The organism is Borreliella sinica, assembly GCF_033969665.2.
Lineage (GTDB): Bacteria > Spirochaetota > Spirochaetia > Borreliales > Borreliaceae > Borreliella > Borreliella sinica.
Genome location: NZ_CP135180.1, coordinates 869,801 through 889,920, shown reverse-complemented (window position 1 = coordinate 889,920; position 20,120 = coordinate 869,801). Strand labels below are relative to the sequence as shown.

General features: G+C 28.2%; 22 protein-coding genes. 9 read left to right on the top strand and 13 right to left on the bottom strand.

Annotation, left to right across the window (positions count from 1 at the left end; all coding sequences use genetic code 11):
- Genes truA through priA form a run of 3 tightly spaced genes read left to right on the top strand, consistent with a single transcriptional unit; the run spans position 1 to position 3,323 of the window.
- The gene (truA, locus tag QIA41_RS04205) at positions 1 to 741 is read left to right on the top strand and encodes a tRNA pseudouridine(38-40) synthase TruA (RefSeq protein ID WP_320292768.1); all 741 of its coding nucleotides are present in this window, start codon (positions 1 to 3) and stop codon (positions 739 to 741) included.
- Entirely contained in the window at positions 734 to 1,342 is a 609-nt protein-coding gene (locus QIA41_RS04200; RefSeq protein WP_320292767.1) for a uracil-DNA glycosylase family protein, read from the top strand. Before truA ends, QIA41_RS04200 begins: the two co-directional genes overlap by 8 nt.
- Positions 1,335 to 3,323, top strand: a complete 1,989-nt coding sequence (gene priA / locus QIA41_RS04195; RefSeq protein ID WP_320292766.1) for a replication restart helicase PriA — start codon at positions 1,335 to 1,337, stop codon at positions 3,321 to 3,323. The genes QIA41_RS04200 and priA overlap by 8 nt, the downstream gene beginning before the upstream one ends.
- On the opposite strand, the gene udk is transcribed toward priA, so the two are convergent.
- The gene (gene udk, locus QIA41_RS04190) at positions 3,320 to 3,940 is read right to left on the bottom strand and encodes a uridine kinase (RefSeq protein WP_320292765.1); all 621 of its coding nucleotides are present in this window, start codon (positions 3,938 to 3,940) and stop codon (positions 3,320 to 3,322) included. The two genes, priA and udk, sit on opposite strands and share 4 nt — an antisense overlap.
- The gene (locus QIA41_RS04185) at positions 3,940 to 4,314 is read right to left on the bottom strand and encodes a rhodanese-like domain-containing protein (RefSeq protein ID WP_320292810.1); all 375 of its coding nucleotides are present in this window, start codon (positions 4,312 to 4,314) and stop codon (positions 3,940 to 3,942) included. The genes udk and QIA41_RS04185 overlap by 1 nt, the downstream gene beginning before the upstream one ends.
- A gap of 130 nt (positions 4,315 to 4,444) precedes the next feature.
- On the opposite strand from QIA41_RS04185, the gene QIA41_RS04180 reads away from it, so the two are divergent.
- Complete coding sequence (locus tag QIA41_RS04180) at positions 4,445 to 5,410, top strand: YitT family protein (protein WP_320292764.1); 966 nt, start codon at positions 4,445 to 4,447, stop codon at positions 5,408 to 5,410.
- Here QIA41_RS04180 and QIA41_RS04175 read toward each other — a convergent pair.
- From QIA41_RS04175 to ruvA, 6 genes are all read right to left on the bottom strand, one after another.
- Positions 5,407 to 6,387, bottom strand: coding sequence for an RluA family pseudouridine synthase (locus QIA41_RS04175; protein ID WP_320292763.1), 981 nt, complete (start codon positions 6,385 to 6,387; stop codon positions 5,407 to 5,409). The two genes, QIA41_RS04180 and QIA41_RS04175, sit on opposite strands and share 4 nt — an antisense overlap.
- An 11-nt stretch (positions 6,388 to 6,398) precedes the next feature.
- Positions 6,399 to 6,911 (bottom strand): hypothetical protein, encoded by a 513-nt coding sequence (locus tag QIA41_RS04170; RefSeq protein ID WP_320292762.1) that lies wholly within the window; start codon positions 6,909 to 6,911, stop codon positions 6,399 to 6,401.
- Positions 6,912 to 6,918: 7 nt separating this feature from the next.
- Positions 6,919 to 8,586: a diphosphate--fructose-6-phosphate 1-phosphotransferase gene (locus QIA41_RS04165; protein ID WP_320292761.1), complete on the bottom strand. Its 1,668-nt coding sequence runs from the start codon at positions 8,584 to 8,586 to the stop codon at positions 6,919 to 6,921.
- A gap of 72 nt (positions 8,587 to 8,658) precedes the next feature.
- Complete coding sequence (gene queA, locus QIA41_RS04160) at positions 8,659 to 9,699, bottom strand: tRNA preQ1(34) S-adenosylmethionine ribosyltransferase-isomerase QueA (RefSeq protein ID WP_320292760.1); 1,041 nt, start codon at positions 9,697 to 9,699, stop codon at positions 8,659 to 8,661.
- Positions 9,674 to 10,717, bottom strand: coding sequence for a Holliday junction branch migration DNA helicase RuvB (gene ruvB, locus QIA41_RS04155; RefSeq protein ID WP_320292759.1), 1,044 nt, complete (start codon positions 10,715 to 10,717; stop codon positions 9,674 to 9,676). Before ruvB ends, queA begins: the two co-directional genes overlap by 26 nt.
- A gap of 47 nt (positions 10,718 to 10,764) precedes the next feature.
- Entirely contained in the window at positions 10,765 to 11,355 is a 591-nt protein-coding gene (ruvA, locus tag QIA41_RS04150; protein WP_320292758.1) for a Holliday junction branch migration protein RuvA, read from the bottom strand.
- A 69-nt stretch (positions 11,356 to 11,424) separates the two neighbouring features.
- Between ruvA and QIA41_RS04145 the strand changes: the two genes are divergently transcribed.
- Positions 11,425 to 12,573: a PQQ-dependent sugar dehydrogenase gene (locus QIA41_RS04145; RefSeq protein ID WP_320292757.1), complete on the top strand. Its 1,149-nt coding sequence runs from the start codon at positions 11,425 to 11,427 to the stop codon at positions 12,571 to 12,573.
- Between the two features lie 26 nt (positions 12,574 to 12,599).
- On the opposite strand, the gene QIA41_RS04140 is transcribed toward QIA41_RS04145, so the two are convergent.
- A complete protein-coding gene (locus QIA41_RS04140) occupies positions 12,600 to 13,319 on the bottom strand; it encodes a YebC/PmpR family DNA-binding transcriptional regulator (RefSeq protein WP_320292756.1) in 720 nt (239 codons plus the stop codon).
- Positions 13,320 to 14,225: a bifunctional 5,10-methylenetetrahydrofolate dehydrogenase/5,10-methenyltetrahydrofolate cyclohydrolase gene (locus tag QIA41_RS04135; RefSeq protein WP_320292755.1), complete on the bottom strand. Its 906-nt coding sequence runs from the start codon at positions 14,223 to 14,225 to the stop codon at positions 13,320 to 13,322.
- Positions 14,226 to 14,374: 149 nt separating this feature from the next.
- Between QIA41_RS04135 and QIA41_RS04130 the strand changes: the two genes are divergently transcribed.
- The gene (locus QIA41_RS04130) at positions 14,375 to 15,013 is read left to right on the top strand and encodes a BB0027 family outer member beta-barrel protein (RefSeq protein WP_320292754.1); all 639 of its coding nucleotides are present in this window, start codon (positions 14,375 to 14,377) and stop codon (positions 15,011 to 15,013) included.
- A gap of 7 nt (positions 15,014 to 15,020) precedes the next feature.
- The gene (gene bamB, locus QIA41_RS04125) at positions 15,021 to 16,070 is read left to right on the top strand and encodes an outer membrane protein assembly factor BamB (protein ID WP_320292753.1); all 1,050 of its coding nucleotides are present in this window, start codon (positions 15,021 to 15,023) and stop codon (positions 16,068 to 16,070) included.
- Here the strand turns inward: bamB and QIA41_RS04120 are convergent.
- From QIA41_RS04120 to lepB (QIA41_RS04110), 3 genes are read right to left on the bottom strand one after another with little or no spacing between them, the layout of a single operon-like run.
- On the bottom strand, positions 16,056 to 16,493 hold the full coding sequence (locus QIA41_RS04120) for a DUF188 domain-containing protein (RefSeq protein WP_320292752.1): 438 nt from the start codon (positions 16,491 to 16,493) through the stop codon (positions 16,056 to 16,058). The genes bamB and QIA41_RS04120 overlap by 15 nt on opposite strands.
- Entirely contained in the window at positions 16,483 to 17,118 is a 636-nt protein-coding gene (gene lepB / locus QIA41_RS04115; protein ID WP_320292751.1) for a signal peptidase I, read from the bottom strand. The genes QIA41_RS04120 and lepB (QIA41_RS04115) overlap by 11 nt, the downstream gene beginning before the upstream one ends.
- Position 17,119: 1 nt before the next feature.
- Positions 17,120 to 18,100 carry a signal peptidase I gene (gene lepB, locus QIA41_RS04110; RefSeq protein ID WP_320292750.1) on the bottom strand — a complete coding sequence of 327 codons (981 nt, stop codon included), beginning with the start codon at positions 18,098 to 18,100 and terminating at the stop codon, positions 17,120 to 17,122.
- A 70-nt stretch (positions 18,101 to 18,170) separates the two neighbouring features.
- Here lepB (QIA41_RS04110) and QIA41_RS04105 point away from each other — a divergent pair, with 70 nt between their 5' ends.
- Together QIA41_RS04105 and smpB are read left to right on the top strand one after the other, a co-directional pair.
- A complete protein-coding gene (locus QIA41_RS04105; RefSeq protein WP_320292749.1) occupies positions 18,171 to 19,634 on the top strand; it encodes an SUMF1/EgtB/PvdO family nonheme iron enzyme in 1,464 nt (487 codons plus the stop codon).
- A gap of 13 nt (positions 19,635 to 19,647) precedes the next feature.
- Positions 19,648 to 20,100 (top strand): SsrA-binding protein SmpB, encoded by a 453-nt coding sequence (smpB, locus tag QIA41_RS04100; RefSeq protein ID WP_320292748.1) that lies wholly within the window; start codon positions 19,648 to 19,650, stop codon positions 20,098 to 20,100.
- Positions 20,101 to 20,120: the final 20 nt, after the last annotated feature.

Below are 20,120 nucleotides of genomic sequence, written 5' to 3'. Positions count from 1 at the left end.
ATGAAAAAAATATTAGCTGAAATAGCTTATGACGGGTATATGTACCATGGATTTCAAATACAACCAACAAAGCCTACGGTTCAAGGCGAAATTGAAAAAGCTCTGATGAAAATCACCAAAAAAAAAATAAAGATTTATTCATCTGGAAGAACAGATAAAGGGGTTCACGCAAAAAGACAAATAATAACTTTTAGTATGGATAGCAATATTCAGCTAAACAATCTAATAAAAGCTTTAAATTCAATGTTATTAAAAAATAGTATAAAAATACTAAAACTAAAGTATGTTAAAAATTCATTTCATCCACGTTTTAACGCTAAAAAAAGAAAATATAGTTACTGCATATTAAACAGCGACAATTACTATCCTTGGGAAGGTTATCAAGCTCATCGTGTAAATAAAAAACTTAATATTAGCAATTTAAACGAAATGGCTAAAATATTAATTGGAAAACATGATTTTACCACATTTTCATGCATAAAAGATAAAAGCAAATCCAAACTTAGGCATATATATTTTGCCAAGTTTAAAAAACAAGGAAAATATATTATTTTCGAAATAATAGGATCTTCCTTTTTGTGGAAAATGGTAAGATCAATAATAGGAACAATGTTAGATATCGAAATAAAAAATGAACCAATTTCTACTTTTGAAACAATACTAAAATCAAAAAATAGAAACCTTGCAAGAACAACTGCACCTGCAAATGCTTTATTTTTAGATAGGGTTTACTATGAATAACAATATTTTGAATAAAAAACTTTTTTTACTTAAAATATTGAAAAACAATGTCGAAGGCCAAATTACAGAAAATTTTGAAAAAATAGATATTGAGATTAAACAAAAAATAGAAAAAGCTAAAAATATTAAAATTTATCAAAAAAATGAAAATACTAAAAAACCTGCAGAAGCACTTGTAAAAACCGAAAATTTAAAAAACCTATTATCAAGTAATAGCTTACAAGAAAAAAGCAGCAGCAATACCAGCAATTATATAATAATATATCTAAACAAAAATCATCTCAATGAACCTTCGAAAGATATTGTAACAAAATGGTGCAAAAGCATAAACATACAAAATTATAAAATAATAGATACTATTGAATCACTTAACTTAGAAATCAGCAACAAAAACCCTAAAGCAATTTTATCTTGCGAAGAAATAGATTTTTTTCTAAATCAACCATTAAGAATTCAAATTGTAAGAGGAATAGAATTAAGATTTAAAGGCATTCCATTGGTTTTTACATATCTTCCTACAAATCAAATAAAAAATCCGGAATTAAAAAAAGAAATATGGCAAGATTTAAAAATAATAAAAGGCATAATAAAATATGGTTGAACACTGTCACCCAACTTATTACTATGAAATTGCAATAAATATTCCTTTAAATAAACTTTTTTTCTATAGGTTCAACTTGAATCTAGAAATTGGAATAAGAGTAATGGTTAATTTTAATGGTTCGAATAAAATTGGAATAATTATTAAAAAATATTTTGAAAACGAATTTAAAGAAAAATTTGAATTCAAAATAAAAGAAATTATTAAAATAATAGATAAAACTAAGATAATAACAGAACATAATATTAATTTAGCACATTGGATTAGTAAAAAAACATTTGCAGGATTTGGAGAAACTTTATTCTTTGGATTACCCAAAAATTTGAAATCTAAAAAAAATCAAGCATTGCCTTCAATAGATGATTATTCGTATCTAGATCATAAAAATTGCCTTCAACTAAACAACGAACAACAAAATATTTACAAAGAAATTATTGGATCAGAAAAAACTAATGTTTTTTACCTTTTTGGAATACCTGGATCTGGAAAAACTGAAATATTTATCAAATTGTGTGAATATTACTTAACACTAGAACAACAAGTACTTTTTTTAATTCCTGAAATATCATTAGGATATCAAATAACAAAAAGAATAAAATCTGCATTAAATATACACAACAAAATTTATGAATATAACTCTAAGGTTCCAAATTCTAATAAAAATTTAATATGGAATAAAGTCAAAAATGGGGAAAGTCTGGTTGTTATTGGCATTAAAAGTGTACTAATGCTGCCTTTTACCAAATTAAAATTAATAATTATGGATGAAGAACACGAAACTACATACAAATCTGAAAATATTCCAAGATTTCACTCAAGACATATATCATTTTTTTTGCAAAAAAAATTTAATGCTAAATTTATAATGGGAAGCGCAACTCCTTCTCTTGAAGCATACTACGCAATGAAACATAATCAAATAAAAAAAATAATAATGCAAAACAAATACTCTCAAAGCAAAATAGAAGATATAAAAATAATAAATATGAAAAAAGAGCCTAGCACAATTTCATCAGAACTATTATACAGTATACAAAAAAGTTTAAATGAAAAAAGACAATCTTTAATTTTCATAAATAAAAGAGGATATCTAAAAAATCTAGAATGCAACGAATGTGGACATACAATTTGTTGCCCAAATTGCTCATTTAGTCTGATTTACTATAAAAAAGAAAACAAACTTTTATGCCATTATTGTAGTTACAAAACAAAAATAGTAAACCATTGTCCCCAATGTGAATCAAAAGATATTAAATACAAAACCTATGGAATTCAACTTGTTGAAAAAGAATTAAAAAAATTCTTGCCAAATGCAAAAATTGCAAGAATAGATTCTGATATTAAAAAAATAGAAAATATAAATTCTATAAGAAAGTTTGAAAACAAAGAAATAGACATACTTATCGGGACACAAATCATCGCAAAAGGATTTAATTTCGAAAATATAAAAACACTGGGAATAATTAATGCAGACATTGGGATAGGACTACCTGATTTTAGAAGCAGCGAAAGAATTTTTACAACACTCTCACAAATTATGGGAAGAGTAGCAAGATTTAAAGATGATAACACAATTATCATACAAACAAAAAATCCCAATTATTATGCAATAAAATATGCTTATAAGAATCAATATGAACAATTTTACGAACAAGAGCTAGATATACGAAAAAAATTAAATTATCCTCCGTTTAACAAAATTATTAGAATAATATTTAGAGGCAAAAATGAAGAATCTGCCAAACAAAAATGTTGGGAATTTTTTGAAAAATCTAAAGAATTTTTGCAAGAAGGGATTGAACACTTGGGTCCATCAGAAGCTATTATGAAGAAAATATCTAAAAATTACAGATATAATATAATATACTTGTCAAAATCTTACAGCTTACTTGAAAAACTAATTACCAAAACAAGAGAAGAAGTTAAAACGACAAGTACTGTTTACATTGAAATAGACTATTATCCGATATCATTAATTTAAATAAAATCTAGTCCTTCTTTACTTAAAGACTTAAGAAACGTTGAAAGCACATAAAGCGCTTTATCATTGTGCCCTCCTTCAGGAATAATCAGATCAGCATATTCTTTGGTAGGTTCAATAAACCTATAATAACCCCATCTAGTGGTGTTCAAATACTGATCAATGACTGATTCTAAAGTACGTCCCCTTTTAGAAATATCTCTCCTTAAACGCCTAATAAATCTAATATCATTTGGGGTATCAATATATATCTTAAGATCTATTAAATTTCTCACTCTCTCTTCAACAAAAATCATAATACCCTCAACAATAATAACGGGGGTTGGAACAACTAAAACCGTTTTAAGTTGCCTTTTATGATTAATAAAGTCGTAAAGAGGCATATCTATTGGATTATTTTTTTTTAAATTTTTCAAATGTTCATAAAACAAATTATTATCAAAAGCATCCGGATGATCAAAATTTACCTTAGAAAACTCATATTCATAATCGCCTACACTTTTATAGTAATTATCTTGAGAAATAAGGACAAACTCTGGAATAAACTCACTAATCTTACTTACAACTGTAGTTTTTCCACTCCCAGAACCACCAGATATCCCAATAATCTTAGCCATCAACCAACTTCTTCTTTTTTAATTTCTGGCATGTCTTTTAAAGTACCAGCTACAAACACGTTTTTAAATCCCATGCTTTTTAAAACTTTTTTAGCCTCGTAAGACTTATTAAAACTTTTGCCGTAAACAATTATTTGAGATTCAAAATCGCCCAATTTGTCCTTTTTGGCAAATAAATTATTAAAAGGAATATTAATTGATTTCGAATAATGTGACTTACTATATTCTTTAGGAGATCGAATATCCAAAATTTTTGCTCCACTTTTGATTTTTTCCAACAAAAAAAGATTCATCCTTTTCATTCTAAGGATAATAAAAAACCAAATATAAAAAAAAAGCAGAACTATTAATGCTATAAATTTTGCATAATTCATCGACATAGTTTTCATAAAAATGATATCAAAAAAAATAAAAAAAGGGAATAAAATTGTTTTTTTTGTAAAATTAATATAGAATTCAAGTAAATTATTAACTTATAGCTTAAAAGCAACTCTACAAACTAAGATGAAAAATAAAAAAAAGATAAATTGTCGTAGAATTAAAAAAAAACTCAAACTATTGTCCATAATATTAGTAAAAAAATTAAAAACTATAGCTAAAAATCCCAAATTAATATTTAATAGCACAATACAAATAACTTTGGGCTCTGCACTAATGGCAATTTCTACAAATGTTTTATATATTCCCCACGGACTTCTAAGTGGAGGAATTGGGGGTATTTCATTAATGCTGCATTACATGTTGAACTTCAATTTGGGATGGACAATATTTGCATTAAATATACCATTATTTCTTATTGGAATAAAGTTTTTAAATATAACATTCATCATTCAAAGTTGGATTGCAATGGGATTATACTCTATTATCATAAACTATTCCCAATTTTTACAAAATAAAATACATCTTAACGATATGATGCTTGTATCAATACTAGCCGGACTTATTTCTGGACTTGGACTAGGACTAGTGTTTAAAGGCAAAGGCTCTTCGGGAGGATCAGATATAATTGCAATGATCATCAAAGAAAAATATTCAATTAGCATTGGAACAACAAACTTTATAGTTAATCTAGCAGTATTAATACTTGCAACCTTTTTCTTTAATATTGAAATTGCCCTTTATACACTAATAGCATCATTTGTAACATCTATCATGACCGACAAAACAAGCACTGGATTTGGCAATCAAAAAGCAATATTAATCATTTCAGATAAAGGAAAAGAAATTGCATATCTTCTTACAAACAAGTTAAAATTAGCCGCCACATTAATAAACGGACAAGGAGCTTGGGCAGGAACAGAAAAAACTATAGTATTTATAGTAGTTCCAATAATGCGTTTGTCAAGAATTAAATATATATCACAAAAAGTTGATCCAAATTGCTTCATTACTGTTATTAATACTAATGAAATCACCGGCGGCAGAATCATAACTGATTCAATCACATTAAAACAAGAAATTTCAAATTAAAAATCTTTTAAAAAGAGAATCAAATCATCAATAATCAAATTCAATTCATCACTCTTATAAAAATTTGACAAAAAAGTAACAAATCTTTTGGGAAATTCAGAAATGAATTTCCCAAAAGATTTGTTTCCAATATCAATTTCAAGCTTATAAGAATGAAGCATTAAAGTTATTTTTTTAAAACTGCCATCTACTCTACCATAAACCTCATCTCCCAATATTGGAAAATTAAGATATTTCATATGAACTCTCAATTGATGTGTACGACCAGTTTTAGGTTTTAAAGCCAAAAGAGAATATCCCTCCAAATTGAGCAACAGCCTATATTCTGTTACTGCTATTTTACCTCTATCTTTAGCAACACTAAATTTCTTTCTATTATATTTATCTCTATCTATAAAAGACTCAATACTTCCAAAAACCCCATTAAAATTACCCTTAACAATTGCAATATAGACTTTATTTGTCTTTTTATCTTTAAACTGCTGGGCTAAAAACCTCAAAGTGCTAATGTTTTTTGCACAAATTAGCACCCCAGAAGTATCTTTGTCTAATCTGTGAACAATTCCAGGTCTAATTTTCTCTTCATTAAAATCAATTTTCAGTCCTTTTATGTGGTACAAAAGAAAATTCACAACAGTATCATCCCAATGCGATATTCCAGGATGACTCAAAATCCCTTGTGGTTTATTCAAAACAATAATATTAAAATCCTCGTAAATTATACCAATAGGAATATTATTGGGTCTAAGACAATCAATTTGACTGAACTCCTCGTCAAATTCAATCAACATTTCATCGCCTTTAAAAACAGGCTTGGACAATTTTATCTTTAAAAATTTTTCATTACTCTTTTTAAATGCTTCTACATTTCTTCTTTTAATCTGACTTCTAGTGAAAACTTCAAAATTGTTTGACAAGTAAAGATCCAACCTTAAAGAATTTTCTTTAACGATAAATTCTTTCTTAAGCCTTATCATATCTCACCGTATCACTGAAGAAAATAATCAATCAAAGCAATCGTTAACGCAATTGCAGCCCCAATAGAAGATGAAATAATAAATTTTTTATAAATTTCATCTTTTGAAAAATTAGGACCATTAGAAAAAGGATATGGAATGTAATTCGCATTCATTCCACTATAAAAATAATATCCTACATCAAAAAAAAACAAGCTCAAAAATAAAACTATTGGAAAAGATCCAATACTAATAGCTGAAAACCTAAATAAATCTTTTGCTGCTTTTGATTCAAGATCATTCTCAACATTTAAAGCTTTATTTTCCTGAATATTTTTATAAAGAAAAGAATCATTCTTATCACCAACGGATATAGTATTTTTTTCATGAGAAACAAAATTGCCACTGGAAGTTAATTTATCTTGCAATGGTAAACTTTGGGCAATATCTAAGTTTAAATAATTAAAATTTAGCCTGTAATAATCAAGTGAGTTCGAATAAGCATTCAAAACACTAAAAAACAGCAAGCAGATTCTAATAAGCATAAATCTTCTACTTCGATAATTCAAACTTTAAAGTTTCGGTTATTTCATCGACAACCTCAGAAGAGCCAAAATACTGCATAGGACCTGGGCATACGTACAAATTAGTCAAAGCCCATTTATCACGATTTTCAACAAACTCTTTAAATGGTCTTCCTTCTAAATTAACCAGAGCTTTTTTTATAACAGGCTTTTGCACTCCATACCTCTCTTCCATATTCATCAACATTGTTAAAGGCACTCCTCCTGCAATCCAATCAGTTGGTTTTGAATTTAAATTTTTTATACAAGACATATAGCCTGTAAGACCATTTAAAATGAGAACAACAGCATTATACCCTAAACTATAGCAATAATCACTATCAAAATTAGAAGGAAAAGCACTCCTACCTTCATAGCCAAAAAAATGATCAATTGGAATAAAGCTTCCCTTATATTCTCCCCTTTTTTTCATATCACTTAATCTTGCTTGAACCATTTCAATAAACAATTTTTCAGTAGGAACTCTTGAAACATTAAAATTTCCATGGGGATCTCTTTCTAAAATTGATTTTACAAGTTCAAACTGAATAAACAAAGGCAAAGATAAATAAACTCCCTTCATATAATCACTAAGCTTAGCAACGAAAACTTCTTTCATCCCTTCAACATTAAGTCCCTTAAAATCGCTCTCATTTTTATCAAAAATATTGCATAATTCAAGCATTAAAGACTTAACTTCTGGAATAAACTCAATTACACCTTCAGGAACTATGGCTATTCCAAAATTATCCCCATTTAAAGATCTCTTTAAAATAACAAAAACAATTTCATCAACAATCTCAGACAAAGTTTTCTTTTTAGCTAAAACCTCTTCAGAAACAATACAAATGTTTGGATGGGTTTTTAAAGCACATTCCAAAGCAACATGAGATGCGCTTCTACCCATAAGTTTGATAAAATGCCAATATTTTTTAGTCGACATAGCATCTCGACATAAATTACCTATCATTTGAGAATAAATTTTTGTAGCAGAATCAAACCCAAATGAAATTTCAATATGATCATTTTTAAGATCAGCATCAATTGTTTTTGGAATTCCAATTACCTGAATATTCTCTCCCTTCTTTTTAAAATACTCTGCAAGAATGGCAGCATTGGTATTCGAATCATCACCACCAATAATAACAATTGCATTAAGATCGTTTTCCTTGGCAACAAATAAAGCCTTGTTATAATGCTCTTCTGTTTCTATTTTTGTTCTTCCAGAAGATACAATATCAAAGCCTCCAGTATTTCTGTAAGAATTTATTAAACTCTCAGTAAGTTCAATTTTATTATTCTCTAACAGACCTAAAGGACCACCCTTAAATCCAAAAAGTTTTGAATTTACATTAAATTTTTTTATTGCATCAAAAATACCAGATATAACATTATGTCCTCCAGGAGCAGGTCCTCCAGAAAGAATAATTCCAATATTTAAAGCTTTTGAAAAAGATAAATTGGACTCACCCTCATTAAAACTTACAATTGGCAAACCATAGGTATTTTTAAAAAACTCCTTTAAAGCTTGTCTATCTTGAATCGCTTCAGTCTTTTCTCCATAAACTAAACTAATATTATTAAAATCTTTTTTTAAAATATCTGGCAATTTGGGAACATACTTTTGCCTTTCCCGCTGAAAAAGAGAAGTATTCATACATTTTCCTCCTAATTAATTAAATTAAGCCTCTACCATAACTTAAATATTAAAATAATTCACAACTAATATCTATATATGATTTAAAACCAACATAGCATCACCATAAGAAAAAAATTTATAATCTTTATTAATAGCCTCTTCATAAGAGTCAAGAACAAAATCTTTGCCCGCAAATGAAGAGACAAGCATCAAAAGAGTAGATTGTGGGGTGTGAAAATTTGTAAAAAGCATGTCTACAAACTTAAAGCAATAATTTTTACTAGGATAAATAAAAAGATTTGTACTTTGCTGGCCTGTTTTAAATTTTTTAAGTTGATTGTCATAAGACGATTCTAAAGCTCTAAGCGTTGTGGTACCAATTGATAAAATTTTTTTACCAAGAGATTTCGCATTTTCCAATCTATCGGCCACACAATCTTTTATAAAAAAAGTTTCAAAATGCATATTATGTTCTTCGACTTTTTTTGATCTTACGGGAAGAAAAGTACCAAGCCCCACATGTAGAGTGATAAAATCATATTCAATATTATTCTTCTCAAAAGCAGAAAACAAATCTCTGCTAAAATGCAACCCTGCGGTTGCAGAAGCTGCAGAACCAATATACTTAGAATAAACAGTTTGATATCGATCTTCATCTATTTTATCATAATCTCTTTTAATGTACGGGGGTATGGGAACAAAACCATGCTTTTCAAAATAATCTTCCCCAATATCAGCATTAAATTTCAATACAATCTCACTGCTATTTTTTGACAAAATTTTGCCCATTAATCCTTCAGGAAATCTATAAAAATTGCCAACAATTTGCTTTTTGGACTTAGAAATCAACGCAGTAAACAAATCGGTGCCAATTCTATCCAAAATTAAAAATTCAACATTACTACCCAACTCTGATTCTGCATAAATTCTTGATTTCCTAACTTTTGAGTTATTAAAAATAATAAAAGTGTCGCTATTTATATATTTTAAAATATTGTTTACAGTATTTTCATGGTAAATTTTTTGCAATTTAGGATCTAGCACCATTAACTTTGAAAATCCTCTTTTTTCACTTGGATATTGGGCTATTAAAGAATATGGCAAATTAAAATGAAACTCTTTGGTTTTCACCAAGATCATCCTCTTTCATCTCTAAGTTTAAGTGAAGATAAGCAAACTCAGTAGCTTTACGACCTCTGTGAGTTCTGTTAATAAATCCTTTCATAATTAAATAAGGTTCATAAAAATCTTCAAGAGAGTCAGCTGTTTCCCCTACAGAAATAGCTAAAGTATCAACACCTACAGGTCCCCCATTAAATTTCAATATTAAACTTCTCAAAATATTTCTATCTTGCTCATCAAGACCTTCACCATCAATTCTAAGCATTTCAAGTCCAATTGCAACAATGTCGCTTGTAACAACCATACTTCCAGTTACCTGAGCAATATCTCGTATTCGTCTTAGCAATCTATTTGCTATGCGGGGAGTTCCTCTTGAACTTCTTGCAAGAAGAAAAGCAGCATCCTCTTCTATTTCAATATCTAAAATAACAGAATTTCTCTTTATTATCTCAACAAGCTCTATTTCACTGTAAAGTTCGAATCTTGCAGTAATTCCAAATCTCGCATAAAGTGGAGATGTTACTTTTCCCGGTTTAGTAGTAGCTCCAATCAATGTGAATTTTGGAAGTGGCATTCGAACAGTCCTTGCATTAGCGCCTTGACCGATTACCCAATCAAGCTCATAATCTTCCATGGCAATACAAAGCATTTCTTCTATTATTGGTCTAAGTCTATGTATTTCATCAATAAATAAAACACTCTTCTCATCAAGACCTGTTAAAATTCCAATAATATCTTTGGGTTTATCAAAAGCCGGAGCTGATGTGATCTTAATCGAAGCATTCATTTCAAAAGCAATAATACTTGCAAAGGTAGTTTTTCCAAGACCTGGCGGCCCACTTAAAAAAACATGATCTAAAGCTTCATTTCTCTCTTTAGAAGCTCTTATAAAAATACTAAGGGTTTCTTTAACATTAGCTTGCCCTTTGAAATCTTCAAAAACTTTAGGTCTAAGCTCATTTTCACTCTTATCATATAAATAATTCTCATTAGAAGTTAAAAATTTTATACTATTTTCGTCTTTCACAAATACCTCTCTTAAAGACTATTTTATAACTAACAAAAACTACAAAATTAATTCGACATTCTTTTTAAAACCTCCTTAAATAAAAACTGTTCTTTTTCAGAATCCTTTAAATTTGAAAATTCAACCAGATTGAAAGCATCCTTAAGCCTACTACTAACAATTTTTCTGTCAAATCCCATGCTAACAATCGATTCTTCTAATTCTTTAAATTTAAAAAGACTAGATTCAAGATCATTATTGATAAAAAGCTTGCCCTGAAGCTGTAAAAACAGTTTACCGGCCATTTTTTTGCCAATACCTTTGATTTTAGAAACAAGCTCAACATCCTCTCTATCAATAGCGTCCTTAAACTCATTATACCTTATATTGGAGAGCACCCTTAATGCAGCCCTTGGCCCTATTCCACTCACCCCAATAAGACTTTTGAAAGTTTCCCTTTCATCTGAATTCAAAAACCCATAAAGTTTTAATTCATTTTCTCTCGTATAAAGATAAGTAAACAGTTCAACTTTATCTGACAACTTAAAATTAGCAAGACAAAATGCACTAACTAAAAGTTCAAATTCAAAAACAGTGGTCATTAAAACCAAGCTAGATTCTTTTTTTTCTACAACTTTACCATGAATCTTATTTATCATATAATTAAATTATATTACACAGAAACATCCAATTTAAAGTAAAAGGCTTAAAATAAAAAAGGACGCCAAATGAAAAATCAATTTCTAACTAGCTATTTTCAATTAATTAAAATTATTTTTTTAATCTCATCTATAACTACTATAACTATGGCAGCAGAAGAAACAACAAACGAACTAAAAGTTCCAAATGGATTTAAAGTTGAAATTTTTTTAAACAATATAATTGAAAAACCAAGAGGAATTACAAGCGATCAAGATGGCAACATATTTATAGGATCTGGGAGTACTTTTGCATACTTTGTAACAAAAACCAAAAAAATCTATACAATATCAAAAACTCTACAAAACCCTATTGGCATTGCTTATTGGGACAATAAATTGTATATATCTTCTGTCGACAAAATATACGTGGTTGAAAATGTAAAAGAAGAAATTAATAAAAGCATAAAAGCAAATAAAGAGTATGCATGGGAAATGCAAATTTTTTCACTTTTACCAAAAAATGACACCCAAATGCACTCTGGACGTTATATTAAAGTGGATCCTAAAAATAATAAATTAATAGTAAACATAGGATCTCAAAATAATGCTAAAATTCCCCACGAAAAAGAAGCAATAATTCTCAGCATCGATTTAAAAACAAAACAAGAAGACTTAATAGCTTTTGGTGTAAGAAACTCAGTTGGGTTTGATTTTCATCCAATTAGCAATGAAATGTATTTTAGTGACAATGGCCAAGACAGATTGGGAGATAACATTCCCCCGGATGAAATAAATCTAATAGTTAAATATAAAGAACATTTTGGGTTTCCCTATGTGTTTGGAAGAAATCGTAAAAATTATAATTTTTACGACAAAGCACCCCAAAACACTATATTTAGTCCATCTATTTATGAACTTCCTGCACATGTAGCTCCACTTGGAATACACTTTTACCGAGGAAATAACTTTCCAAAAGAATATATAAATAAATTGTTCATAGCAGAACATGGTTCATGGAATAGGTCTTCCCCTGTTGGCTACAAAATAACTACACTAGACATTGACCCTCAAACCAGAATGGCAAAAAATTACAAAGTTTTTTTGGATGGATTTTTAAAACCCGATAACTCTAAATTTGGACGCCCTGTTGACATAATTACATATTATGACGGTTCAATGCTTTTTTCAGATGATTTTGGAAATAAAATCTACAGAGTCTACTACGAAAAAATTTGAATAAAACTGAAAAATTAGCTTGATTCTTATGGAATCTCCAAGTTATGAATTACTTCTTGAACATCATCAAAGTCTTCAAGCTTTTCAACAAGAAGAATTATTTTCTCTGCTTGCTCTTTGTTTAAAAAAATTTTATTTTCGGGAATTAAAGCTATTTCTGCAACATCTTCTTTAAATTTAGTTTTTAAAAAAGATAAGACTTTATCAAAATCGTCAGGATTTGTTATAACTTCCGCTTCATTATTTGAAACCAAAATATCTTCAGCACCAACTTCTAATGCAAATTCCATTATTTCATCCTCAAGATATTTTTCTAAATTATAAACAATAAGACCCTTTCTATAAAACATATATGAGACTGAACCTGGGGTGCCAAGAGATCCCCCACCTTTTGCAAGAACACTTTTTACATCACTAGAAGTTCTGTTTTTATTGTCAGTCAAGCATTTAATCATCAGAGCTACTCCATAAGGAGCATAAGCTTCATAAGTGACTTCAAAATATTCAACCCCTTCATTGCCGCCAATACCCTTTTTTATTGCCTTCTCAATATTATCTTTTGGCATATTGGCAACCTTAGCCTTATTAACAGCTACCCTTAATCTCGGATTAGATTCTATATCTCCCCCACCTACTTTAGCTGAAATGGTTATCTCTCTTATCAGCTTTGTAAAAATTTTATTACGCTTTGCATCAAGAGCACCTTTTTTTCTCTTTATTGTTGACCATTTACTGTGACCAGACATTTACACCTCCAGCAATTTTTCCAACCGACCTAAAATGTCAAACATGTTATTATTAATCAAATGAGCCTTAATTGTATTAAACATTAACATAAGAACTGTAACGGGCCCTATTCCTCCCCTAACAGGGGTAATAAATTTAACACAATCTTTAATGTTTTCAAAATCTGTATCACCAGAGAGAATTTTTCCATTATCAGTATCAATTTCAGAAATACCGATATCAATCACATAAGGTTCTCCACATAACATGCTTTTATCTATCAACTTAGACTTACCAACAGCGGAAATAATAATATCTGCCTGTCTTAAATAAACATCTAAATAAATACTTTTACTGTGGCAAGAAATAACAGTCGCATCATAAGGCTTTGATGAGAGCAATATTGAAATAGGCCTTCCTACAAGAGGACTTCTGCCAACTACAACAACCGTTTTCCCCGATGTTTTTATTCCTTCATCTCTCAAAATCTTTAATACAGCAAGAGCTGTGCAAGGAATAAATCCTTTTTTATCACCCAAAATAATTTTACCTAAATTAATAAAAGATAAGCCATCAACATCTTTTGAAGAAACTATGCCATTTAAAATAGAATTTAAATCCATACCATTTAAAAGGGGCAATTGAACAATAATTCCATCTGTACTTAAATTTTTATTTTCTCTATCAATTACTTCTAAAACATCACTTTGAACAGAATTTGTAGAAAATTTAATTACTTCAACATTTAAGCCAATCTCTTTTGCAACTCGATTCTTAATCGAAACATAAAGCTTGCTTGCAGGCTCATCATTTGCTAAAAGCACCTTTAATGCAATTTTATCTCTCAAGTCATGTTGCTTTAAAAATTCTTTCAACATTAAATAATATTTATTTGCAAAATCCTTCCCATTAAAAACAGTATTCAAAATATACCTCTTAAACCTAACAAGATCACCTTAATATTATACTTGGATTCTTAATATAAGAAAAGCTAAACTATTAAATTTCAAATTGTAATTAAACTTATTTTCAACTATAATAAACAAAGATAATAATTTTAAAAGAATGGAGAATAATGAAAAAGTATCTTTTTATAACGCTAATTGCAATCTTGTTAATTGGTGTAAACATAAAAAAAATTGAAGCTGCGGTCAATATCGACAGGCATACAAACTCTACTTTAGGAATAGATTTAAGTGTTGGAGTGCCTATTTTTTACAATGACTTATCAAAAGCTTATCCTACCAACTTATATCCGGGAGGTATTGGAGCAATAAAATATCAATACCATATTTTAAACAATTTAGCGATTGGGCTTGAACTAAGATACATGTTTAACTTCGACATTAACCATTCTTTTAATATATTAAATCCAGATTCAAGCGTAGGCAAAATTTTTTATAGCGTACCTATTACATTTTCAATAAACTATATATTTGATATAGGAGAATTATTTCAAATTCCAGTTTTCACAAATATAGGTATTTCTCTTAATACATACGGAGATAGAAACAATAATATTACAAATTTAAGAACTTTCGATGTACTGCCCACAATCTCTTTTGGATCTGGAATTTTATGGAACTTTAACCATAAATGGGCTTTTGGAGCAACAACATCTTGGTGGATGATGTTTGAATTTGGAAATTCTGCCAAAATGGCCCATTTTGCACTTGTATCATTATCAGTTACAGTAAATGTAAACAAATTGTAGGATAAAAATGAACCACAAATATGAAAACTCTTTTAAAAAAAGATCAATTTTAAACTTATTAATATTTTTATTACTAGGATGCTCGAGTGAATCAATATTTTCCCAACTAGGGAATCTACAAAGAATAAACCATGAATATAATATTTTGGGTAGTTCAAGCCCAAGAGGAATTTCTCTAGTAGGAGAAACTCTCTATATTGCAGCCATGCATTTATTTAAAAAAGAAAACGGCAAGATTGAAAAAATTGACTTGGGTGATTCTTATGAGTTTATAAATGATATTGTAAATGTATCTGGGAAAACTTATCTTTTATCACAAAACAAAAACGAGGAATTAGAAGTTAGCGAGTTAAACGGAAAAAATTGGATATTAAAATTTAAAAAACCACTAAAAGCATATAAATTCTTAAAATCTGTAGGAAAAGATGGCATAAAAGAAGCATACATTTTAGCTATAGACAAAAATAATCAAGAAAAAATTTTTGATCTACAAGGAGTTGACAAAACACCATCACAAGCTACTGAAAACGATAAATTTTTTCAAATATCAAATGAGGACAACTTAATTACAGGAAATTCACTTAAAATATGGCAAATAAATAACAATACATACACAAGCATTGACTCACAACAAGCTACAGAAATAATGCCCATCATTAAAACAAGCATTAGGGGTTTTCCTGAAATTTTAGTAATGACTGGAGGTTATAATAATTTAGATACAAAGTTTATGGTGTATTCAAATGCAAATAATTACACAACACCAATATTTATTCAAGACGAGGTAGGCGAATTCAATGGCTACTTCGCAAGAGAATTTAATGATGCAATATTAATCGGAAGCAATAATGGATTTGCAGAATTTGCAAAAAATAACGAAGGGATTTTCGCTTTACAAGCGCCCTCAAAATCCGTAGAACCTGGAGCTTATAATGGTTCTCAGTTGGGAAAAACGGGTCTTAACGATATTATTCCTGTATCGAACAACACAATTTACATATTAACTCAAGGTAAAGGTTTATGGAAATTAGAAAACAAAAAATTAACTAAAGAATAAAGAATAAAAATTCGTTATAAATTTATTATATCTGGATTTATTAAAATCCTCATCATAATACTTCTTAAGCTTAATTTTCAAATTGAAATTAAGCTTAGATCTATAATATAAATAATTTATATTATTTATATTAAAAATTTGACCCTCATCATTCATAGCCTTAACCCCAAGATCTAAAAGAAGTTTAGCAAAAAAAATATCCCGGGTAATCACAAGACTATGTCTATCTGCTAAATTTAAAATAAATGCATCAGCATCATCCACCACCTCTAAAGAAACATTTTCCGTTTCAGTTTTTTCCAAACTCAAAAATTTATTAGAAACCACAATAAGCTTCGATTTATTGTGCAATACAAATTTTTGTAAAAATTTTATTATCTTAAAACTACAAGAATCAGCATCAATGAAAATTTTATTTAACAATCCTATAGTCCACTACCTTAAAAGCCAAAAAAGAAATAATAGCATTTTTATTAATGGGTCCAAATATTCTAGAATCATTCAAAACGCTTAAATTATCATTTAATAAAAAAATTTCATTTTTTTTCAAAATAAAACACTTAACCACTTCATCTGTATTAAAAAAATTATTCAACTTGTAATAACTAACCAAATTTCCATTCAAATAATAAAAATCCGTATCCTTTTTATTTACCAAAACATTCAAACCTCTAACATAAACAGAATCACCCTGAACAGCTGCTATTCTTGATACTCTATAGCTCGCTCTTTTAAAAATTTTATTTAAAAAAAAGAAATCTTTTATTAAAGTTACTAGAAAATTATCGCTTAACCTAAAATCTTCATAAAGAACAATATCATTCATTTTCAAAGGAATAAAAAAAGATGTTATACGCGTTGCAACAAAAAACAAATTGGTATTTTTTGTTATTGTCGGCAACATCTCACTACCTTTAATCATAAAAATTTGCAAAACAAACTTTGTAAAAAAAAAATTTAACATTAAAAATGTTAAAACATACTTAAAAAAATTTTTTCTTTGCCTTTTTCTTAAAAGTCTTTGTTCAAAAGTTAAATATGAAGCCACTTTAAATAAATCCTACTCTAGAAAATGGAAGATATATTATCAAGGTCCTTCCAAGCACTTTATTCTTATTGATTACTCCAAAAAATCGTCCATCATGAGAATTATCCCTATTGTCTCCAATTGGCAAAATATATCCATAAGGAACATAAATTCCATAATCTCTTATTATAGCTTTTTCTATATAATAATCAACATAGGGCATAAAAGCAGATAAATACTTATATTCTAATCTTTCAAACTCAAACCTATCAATCACTCTAACATTAAAAAATGAGAAATCGGGAATGCTGTTTAAATTTATATTTAACTGGCTTAAAGCAACAAACATGGCAAAATCACCGTAAATACCATAGTCTTCATTTGCCACAATTTTTTTAATATTAAAATTTTGCCCAACCAAATCCCAATAAGAATCTTCTAAAATAAAATCTTCCTCACCTTCTCTTTTAATATAAGCTTTGCCACTGTTAAATCTAACGATTTTGCCGTCTGCAAATACACCTCTTTTGACAAGAAATCTAACATTGGGATTGCCATATTCATCTCTATCAAGATCAACAAAAGATAGTGTTAACATGTAAAGTATTCTTTGAAAAATATCAAAAAAAACACCTTTTGATTTATACTCTGGATTTTCAAAAATAATAACATCCGATTCTTCTGGGGTTTTAAAGCCATTGATCTTAAATAATCCTGGTAAAAGTTCGGGTCCATAAGAAAATTTATCTACAAATAAAAAATCTCCTATTTGAAGGGTATTTTCCATTGAACCTGATGGTATTTTGTAAGCTTGAATAAAATATTGATTTATTATCAATACAAAAATCGCCGCTGCTACAAAATCAAACAAAAAATTGAGCAAAAATCCTCGTTTCTTTGCCCTTAGTTTGGAAAAATACTTCTTCCTTTTTCGATATGTCAAGTATTTCTCAATAAGGTATACCAAAAAAGATGCAAATTCATCCAATCTTTTTGAATACATAATCTAACCTCTAGAATTAAATCTTACAAAATATTGACACTTATTTAAATACTTTTCTATACTTTAAAAGATGAAAGAAATTGAAGAAACTTCAAATACCGAGCTCTTTGAAGTTAAATTAAAACCAATCCTAGGAATAGAGCCCAAGGTTTACGTATTTTTTACAACAATGCTGTTGTTTTTAGGTTTAATATCAATTTTAATTATCATACCTAAGTTTAAAAATCCAGGAGCATATTTAAAAATAAATTCCAACATTGAAAACACTTACATATATTTAAACGATAAATATATAGGTAGAACACCGCTTAACAAGTATATAAATACAACTGAAGGAATTATTAAAGCAAAAAGAATGGGATTTAAAACCCACGAACAAAACATAAAAATTCAAAACAAATTTTTTGAAAGCTACAGTTTGCAAATAAATTTAGAACTGGTTGATCCTGAAAAAATCATTGAACAAAGACAAAAAGAGCTTTCTATAATGGTGAAAATAAAAAACACTAATGAAAATACAAAATTGATTCCTGTATTTTCATTACTATCTAGTGATCTAAAGGAGCATCCCCAATACATTAAAAAATTTCTAAAAGATTGCATACCTTATTTAAATTCAATCGAAATGTTTAAAGATTTTCTAGATTCATACAAAATCGTATATTCAATAAACCAAAATAATAGTAATCAAGAAGAAATATGGAACTCTTTAAAAACAAATTTTGACTTAGAAGATAGAGCTATTTTTTGGTTTTTAGAAAATTTAGATAAAGATCAAAAAATGCTAACAAAAAATGAACCTTGGGTTAAAAATTTAATCGAAACTCTAGACAATGAAAATATTCAATTAACTTCCCAAAATGAGAGAATTGATATAAAATTACCTGGATTTATAAAAATAAATTCAAATAAAATTGAAAAAATACAAAATTATGAATTAGATGAAAAAAATATTTCACTAAAATCTACCTATAGTATAAAAGAATTTCTTATTCAAGAACAAAATGTTACAAAATATGAATATCAAGATTTCTTAAAAGAAAATCCAAAATGGACATTAAATAACAAAGAAAATTTAATAAAAGAACAACTTGTAGATGAAAATTATCTTAAAAATTTTAATCAAATAGGCTTAAACGAAGCTATCACGGGAATATCTTACTTCTCAGCAATAGAATATGCCAATTGGTATTCTAAAAAACTTCCCGACGGATTCAAAGCAAGACTACCTATATCACAAGAATGGGAATTATACCAAAAAGAACCAAACAAAAACCCATTGAATATCAATGAAATATCATTAAAAGTTGGATTTTGGAATTTAATGCAAAATCCAACTTTTAATGATATTGCAATATTCAAAAATGAAAAAAATTTTTATAACGAAAATTCAAATTTTTACTCATTGATAACAGAAATTAGAACATACTCTGATCAAAATAATAATTTACTCAATCCATCAACTAAAGCTTCTTTCTTGAAAAATTGGAGTTCTCCAAACATCGGCTTTAGATTGATTGTATCAAAGAAATAAAAAGGAAATAGAATTGAACACAAATACTTTATTTCTTGAAAACAAAAAAGCAAAATTCAATTACTTTATTGAAGAGAAAATAAGTTGTGGAATAGTACTAAAAGGAACCGAGGTTAAATCAATAAAGGCAAAAAAATTATCATTTAATAATAGCTTTGCAAGCATAAAAAAAGAAGAACTGTGGCTTGAAAACTTGCACGTATCAAAATATAAAGAAGGAAATATCTTCAACCATGATGAATTGAGACCCAGAAAACTTTTAATAAAAAAACGAGAATTGCAAAGACTAAAAAAATTTAAAGAAAAAGAAGGATATACTTTAATTCCTATTAGCTTTTATTTAAAAAAATCAATAATTAAAGTAGAAATTGGAATATGTAAGGGAAAAAAGTTGCATGATAAAAGAGAAATACTAAAACAAAAAAGCATAAAAAAGGACCTTAGTAGAGAAATAAAATATAAATAATATATAAAAACCTTAATTTT

Bases quoted from the DNA above. Each gene is read 5' to 3' on its own strand.
- truA (WP_320292768.1), top strand. From the start codon at position 1: ATGAAAAAAATATTAGCTGAAATAGCTTATGACGGGTATATGTACCAT.
- QIA41_RS04200 (WP_320292767.1), top strand. From the start codon at position 734: ATGAATAACAATATTTTGAATAAAAAACTTTTTTTACTTAAAATATTG.
- priA (WP_320292766.1), top strand. From the start codon at position 1,335: ATGGTTGAACACTGTCACCCAACTTATTACTATGAAATTGCAATAAAT.
- udk (WP_320292765.1), bottom strand. From the start codon at position 3,940: ATGGCTAAGATTATTGGGATATCTGGTGGTTCTGGGAGTGGAAAAACT.
- QIA41_RS04185 (WP_320292810.1), bottom strand. From the start codon at position 4,314: ATGAATTATGCAAAATTTATAGCATTAATAGTTCTGCTTTTTTTTTAT.
- QIA41_RS04180 (WP_320292764.1), top strand. From the start codon at position 4,445: ATGAAAAATAAAAAAAAGATAAATTGTCGTAGAATTAAAAAAAAACTC.
- QIA41_RS04175 (WP_320292763.1), bottom strand. From the start codon at position 6,387: ATGATAAGGCTTAAGAAAGAATTTATCGTTAAAGAAAATTCTTTAAGG.
- QIA41_RS04170 (WP_320292762.1), bottom strand. From the start codon at position 6,911: ATGCTTATTAGAATCTGCTTGCTGTTTTTTAGTGTTTTGAATGCTTAT.
- QIA41_RS04165 (WP_320292761.1), bottom strand. From the start codon at position 8,586: ATGAATACTTCTCTTTTTCAGCGGGAAAGGCAAAAGTATGTTCCCAAA.
- ruvA (WP_320292758.1), bottom strand. From the start codon at position 11,355: ATGATAAATAAGATTCATGGTAAAGTTGTAGAAAAAAAAGAATCTAGC.
- QIA41_RS04145 (WP_320292757.1), top strand. From the start codon at position 11,425: ATGAAAAATCAATTTCTAACTAGCTATTTTCAATTAATTAAAATTATT.
- QIA41_RS04140 (WP_320292756.1), bottom strand. From the start codon at position 13,319: ATGTCTGGTCACAGTAAATGGTCAACAATAAAGAGAAAAAAAGGTGCT.
- QIA41_RS04130 (WP_320292754.1), top strand. From the start codon at position 14,375: ATGAAAAAGTATCTTTTTATAACGCTAATTGCAATCTTGTTAATTGGT.
- bamB (WP_320292753.1), top strand. From the start codon at position 15,021: ATGAACCACAAATATGAAAACTCTTTTAAAAAAAGATCAATTTTAAAC.
- lepB (WP_320292750.1), bottom strand. From the start codon at position 18,100: ATGTATTCAAAAAGATTGGATGAATTTGCATCTTTTTTGGTATACCTT.
- QIA41_RS04105 (WP_320292749.1), top strand. From the start codon at position 18,171: ATGAAAGAAATTGAAGAAACTTCAAATACCGAGCTCTTTGAAGTTAAA.